This window comes from Aneurinibacillus sp. UBA3580 (assembly GCF_002375825.1).
Lineage (GTDB): Bacteria > Bacillota > Bacilli > Aneurinibacillales > Aneurinibacillaceae > Aneurinibacillus > Aneurinibacillus danicus.
Genome location: NZ_DFMZ01000036.1, coordinates 1 through 5484, shown reverse-complemented (window position 1 = coordinate 5484; position 5484 = coordinate 1). Strand labels below are relative to the sequence as shown.

Sequence of the window (5484 nt, the reverse complement as noted above, 5' to 3'; positions counted from 1 at the left end):
TCATTGTCTCGTTCTCTTCTCTCTTTTCCTTCATACCACAAAAGTCAGCCTCTCTTCCATGATTTTCATGTCGGGGTTGCGGCTGAAAAACCATGCTCGTTTTCTGTGAAAATCGTGAGAAAAGAAGGAGAGGGAAGGATAAGAAGATCCAGGGGAGAAAAAGGCTTCCGCTTTTTTCTATTACTTTACCAGAAAAAAATTATGTAAACTATGAAGAAAGTGGGATTTTTTCTTTTGAGTAGTGGAAAAGCTTGTAAGACTCAGTTTTCTGAATCTAATTAAAATTATTGTCTGTGTATGATACATCACGAGATGCGCATACCATAAGTAGTTAATCATTTTCGGAAAAGGGGAATGAGCATGAAGCGAAAACTTGTTGCTACAATAACGACGGCGACGCTTACGATGTCTGCGCTGTCCGTTCCGTTTCTTACGCTGAGTTCACACGTGGTCTACGCGGCGGAAGCGGTAAAGGAAACACGGGCACCCGAGTACAAAACGCGCGCGGATATTCCTGCACAGTATAAGTGGAAGCTCGAAGATATTTATGCGGATAAAGCAGTCTGGGAAGCCGATTTGAAAAAGCTCGAGCAAATGGCGAATGCATTCCCGCGGTATCAGGGTAAAGTAGGACGGTCGGCGGACGAGTTATTGAAAGCGCTTAACGACCTGAGTAACTTGATGCGCCTGCGTGACAAAGTGTATGTGTATGCCTCAATGGGGTTTGACGTCAACTCGTCCAATTCGTCGTTGAAAGAGCTGCTGGACAAGGCTGAGAAGGCAAGCGCGTTGACGGCCGAGAAGACGTCCTGGTTTACGCCTGAAGTGCTGTCCATCCCCCGGGATAAGATGAAAACATACCTGGAAGATAAAGAGCTGGCCGTCTACAAAACGTTCCTCGAAGACCTGGAGCGTACGAAACCGCACACGCTGACCAAAGAAATGGAAGAGCTGCTCGCCCGGCTTTCCCCGCTTGGACAAAACCCGGAAAGCGTCTATTCGCTGTTGAGCAAAGATATAAAGTTCCCGAAAATTAAAGACGAGAAAGGCAAGGAGGTGCAACTGACGCGTGCCAATTTCATCTCCTATATGGAGAACAAAAACCGCGACGTGCGCAAAGCCGCATTTAGAGCGTACTATCAAACGCTTGCAGGCTATCAAGACACCTTCGCCCAGACGCTCGCCGGCAAAGTAAAAGCGAACAATGCATATGCAAAAGCGCGCAAATATCCAAGCGCGCTCGAAGCCAGCCTGGCCTCGAACAATGTGCCAACGAAAGTATACGATGAGTTGATTAAAAGCGTTAACAAAGCGCTGCCGCTGCTGCACCGGTACATGGAACTGAAGAAGAAGATGCTCGGCGTAAGGGATGTGCATATGTACGACATGTACACGCCGATGGTGGAAGCCAATCAGACATACATTCCATACGAAGAGGCACAGAAACGCGTACTGGAAGGACTTGCGCCAATGGGTGATGAGTATGGGAAGGCGCTTGCTCATTCGTTTAAAGACGGCTGGATCGACGTGTATTCGACCGACGATAAGCGCTCGGGGGCGTACCAGTCCGGGGCATACGATACGCATCCGTATGTGTTGCTGAATTACCAGGGCACGAATGACGACATATTTACGATTGCCCATGAACTCGGACACGCCATGCACACATATTACACAAACAAAAAGCAGCCGTATATCACGTCCAACTATCCGATTTTCACCGCGGAAGTAGCTTCTACGCTAAACGAAGCGTTGCTGTTTGATAGCCTGTACACCAAAGCGAAGACAAAGCAGGAGAAAATGTACCTGCTCAATCAGCGCCTGGAAAATTTCCGTACGACCTTGTTCCGCCAGACGCAGTTCGCTGAATTCGAGAAGCTTATTCATGAAAAAGAGCAGGCAGGTGAGTCGCTCAACGCGGAAGCGCTCAAGAAAATGTACTTCAATATTAATAAGAAGTACTACGGCCCCGCGGTGGCGGATGACCAGGAAATCGCCATGGAATGGGCACGCATTCCACATTTCTATTACAACTTCTATGTGTACCAGTATGCAACGAGTTTCGCCGCCTCGGCCGCTCTGGCCGAGCAGGTGAAGAAGGAAGGCAGGCCGGCTGTGGATCGCATTCGTGAGAAGCTCCTCTCCGCAGGCAACTCCGCGGCGCCGATGGATGTGCTGAAAGCGGCCGGGGTGGATGTATCAACTTCGAAGCCGGTGGATGACGCGATGAAAGTGTTTGAAGAAACATTGAACGAGATGGAGAAGCTAGTGAACCAGAAATAAAATGGGTAGGTGCGTGCATAAGGCCCCTTTTTCGCAGCGCGATAGAGGGGCTGTTTTGCCGCTTCTTTTTTTTGTTAGATTTGCCCTATAATAGAATAGGACAGAACAGAAAGGATGAAAGACGTGAAAAACATTGCAGCCATTCTCGTGGTGCTTGCGCTGGTCGGCGGGGTGCTGTACGGGACGCTGGGCAAAGACAAAGAAACGGAGCAGGCTCAGACAACTCCTGCACCGACGAAGGCAAGCCAGCAGGCGGCGCCTGTGAAAACGGGCAATCAGCCATCCACTGCAGCTCCTGCGAAGCCGAAAGCCCCATCGTCAACTAAGGCCGCATCGGAGAAGAAAATCGGGGTGCGGGAGGGCAATCTGGCACCGGATTTTACACTTGACACATTGGACGGAAAGACAATGCGCCTGTCCGCTCTGCGGGGCAAGACGGTCATCGTGAACCTGTGGGCGACCTGGTGTCCGCCGTGCCGCGCCGAAATTCCTGACATGGTTGCGTTCTATGAAGAAGCGCGTAAGAACAACGTGGAAATTCTGGCGGTCAACCTGACGGAGACGGAAAGCAGCGTTCCGAATGTAAGGCGGTTTGCCGAGGGGATGAAGATGCAGTTTCCGATTCTTTTGGATAAAAAGTCAAAAGTGGCGGACATGTATGAGGCGACTGTCATTCCGACGAGTTTCATTATTGATGAGGACGGTGTCATTCGCAAAGTAGTGACTGGTCCGATGAATCAAAAAACGATGCGGGAACTGATTGGGAAAGCGAAGTGAGCCGATGCGCAAGGGTCGGCTCTTTTTGCTGTCTGATTCCCTGTGGCCTATGGCTTCTTAAGGTTGGTAACTAACAAAATGATAGTACGAAGCAGAAAAAACTGTTATGCTTAAAAGAAAAAAGAGAAAAAGGAGAAGAGGGGATGGTCGAAGTATGGGGGTTCTATCTATTGCTGCTGTGTACCAGTATGCTGTGGGCCGGCAATTTTGTCGCCGGCAAATTTCTTGTCGGGCATGCATCGCCAATGATGCTTACTGATATGCGCTGGGTCGTGGCGATTGTCTGCCTGATTCCGATTGTGTGGTGGAAAGAGAAAAGAATCGTTCCGCCGCGCCAGGCGATATGGCCGCTATTTTTTATGGGGCTGACCGGCGTGATGCTGTTTAATTGGTTTATGTTCCTGGCTTTGGAGCGCACCTCAGCCGATAACGTCGGCCTGCTGTCGGCGCTGAATCCGGTGGCGATTGCCATCGTTTCGTTTTTTCTGCTGCGGGAGCGTATGACAGGCCGCCAGCTAATCGGCATGACGGTTTCTTTTCTCGGCGTTGTCGTCGTTATCTCGCACGGGGATGTAGGACGCTTGCTTAGACTGCATTTGAATACGGGCGATTTGTATATGCTGTGCGCGGTGGCGAGCTGGGGCTTTTATTCCGTGGCCGGCCGGAAGGCGATGAAGTATGTGTCCCCGTATATGTCTACGCTATGGGCCGGGATTTTCGGCGTGCTGTCGCTGATGCCGTTTACCGTCTCGTCGATGGAGATTGTGGCGCCGGACCCGGCGTTTTGGCTTGCGACCGTCTATGTTAGTGTAGGAGCAACGGTGCTTGCCATGCTGTTCTGGAATATTGGCGTACAGCGGGTCGGAGGGACGAAATCCGGCGTTTTCTTGAACTTCAATCCAATCTTTACCGCCTTGCTTTCGTTCTGGTTGCTTGGAGAAAGAATGAATGTGGTGCAATTCGCGGGGACAGCATTAGTCATCAGCGGTGTGTATTTGTTTACCGCGCTGCCACGCCGGGCGAATCGGATCGGCTCTTTGGAAGCAAAGGTGTAAGAATGAGCGCAGCTGTAAAGCTGCGCTAGACTCTTAAAAAATAATTAAAGGAGAAAACATATGAATGCCATTCCTTCCCGTATTTCCAATCAGCAACAAGCAGCGGATAATCCATTCGTAAAATTGAAGAAAAGATATGTTTATCCAATCGGTGGTTCACACTTATTGAATGACATGATGACAGTAGGGATTATCCCTGCATTATTACCTTTATACAAACAAATATTTAATTTGAACTACACACAAACAGGACTCATCGTCTTAGTTTCTTATCTGACATCATCGGTAATGCAGCCTTTGTTTGGGTATTTGACTGACAAGAAACCGAAGCCATGGGCGTTGCCTTTAGGCGTACTTTTAACTGGATTGGGATTATCTATTACCGGTTATGTTACCAATTACTTTCTTCTACTTTTAGCAGTTGCTATTTCCGGATTGGGTTCCGGATTATTCCATCCTGAGTCTAATCGGGCTGTATTTTTAGCTTCGAATGATGAAAGAGGAAAGGCTCAGGCGATATATCAAGTGGGAGGAAACTTTGGTCAATCTTTAGGAGCATTAATTATACCGTTGTTCCTTTTATCGTCCGGATTAAAAGGAATGTGGGTGTTTCTTGTATGCGGGATTTTATCTTTTGTGATGACCGTATGGATGCTTCCCTGGTATAAGGATCAATTGAGCAATAGTGTGAAACTAAAAAAGAAAATGCAAGGTAAAAGTTACCCGATTGGCATGCTGCTGCTCCTTATCGTTGTTATATTACGCTCATGGGTACAGATCGGTGTCGCAGGGTTTTTGCCTTTTTATGGTCAAGAAAAAGGAATCTCTTTGCATCAAGTGGAAGTTTATGTTTTTCTCTTTCTTGGTGCAGGTGCGTTAGGAACATACATCGGCGGGCAAATTTCAGATCGGTTTTCAAGAAAAGCGATTTTGCTATGGTCTTTGATCGTTTCTATTCCATTTTCAATCATTACACCGATGGCAGACGGGATATTGCTGCCCATTGTCTTATTTGTTTTTGGTTTTACTATACTCTCTTCGTTCGCAGTAGGGGTAGTATACGCACAAATGTTAATGCCAAACAAAATTTCGATGGTATCCGGCTTAATGATCGGGTTTGGTGTGGGGGCCGGAGGAATCGGAGCCACATTTATGGGAGCGATTTCTGACCATTACGGTGTAGATGTAGTCATGCATCTGTTTACGATCTTCATTGTATTGGCTGTATTTGCAACAACCTTGATTCCGAATGATAGAAAATTATAAAGGAGAGAGCGGGAGGGGCGCGCTTTTTTCTGTGAAAATCGTGAAGAAAGAAGGAGAAGAGGGAGGAACAAAGATCTAATGTAGAAAAAGGCGTTCGCCTTTT

At 48.0% G+C, this 5484-nt stretch carries 5 protein-coding genes; all 5 read left to right on the top strand.

The window, feature by feature from the left end:
• Positions 1 to 207: hypothetical protein (locus B2899_RS05965; RefSeq protein ID WP_286884476.1), on the top strand; the 207-nt coding region annotated here is incomplete at its 5' end.
• 153 nt (positions 208 to 360) lie between these two features.
• Positions 361 to 2283: an oligoendopeptidase F gene (gene pepF / locus B2899_RS05960; protein ID WP_286884474.1), complete on the top strand. Its 1923-nt coding sequence runs from the start codon at positions 361 to 363 to the stop codon at positions 2281 to 2283.
• A 123-nt stretch (positions 2284 to 2406) separates the two neighbouring features.
• Complete coding sequence (locus B2899_RS05955) at positions 2407 to 3060, top strand: peroxiredoxin family protein (RefSeq protein WP_170230306.1); 654 nt, start codon at positions 2407 to 2409, stop codon at positions 3058 to 3060.
• Positions 3061 to 3203: 143 nt separating this feature from the next.
• The gene (locus B2899_RS05950; RefSeq protein WP_286884473.1) at positions 3204 to 4115 is read left to right on the top strand and encodes a DMT family transporter; all 912 of its coding nucleotides are present in this window, start codon (positions 3204 to 3206) and stop codon (positions 4113 to 4115) included.
• 60 nt (positions 4116 to 4175) lie between these two features.
• Positions 4176 to 5381, top strand: coding sequence for an MFS transporter (locus B2899_RS05945; RefSeq protein WP_146811037.1), 1206 nt, complete (start codon positions 4176 to 4178; stop codon positions 5379 to 5381).
• Positions 5382 to 5484: the final 103 nt, after the last annotated feature.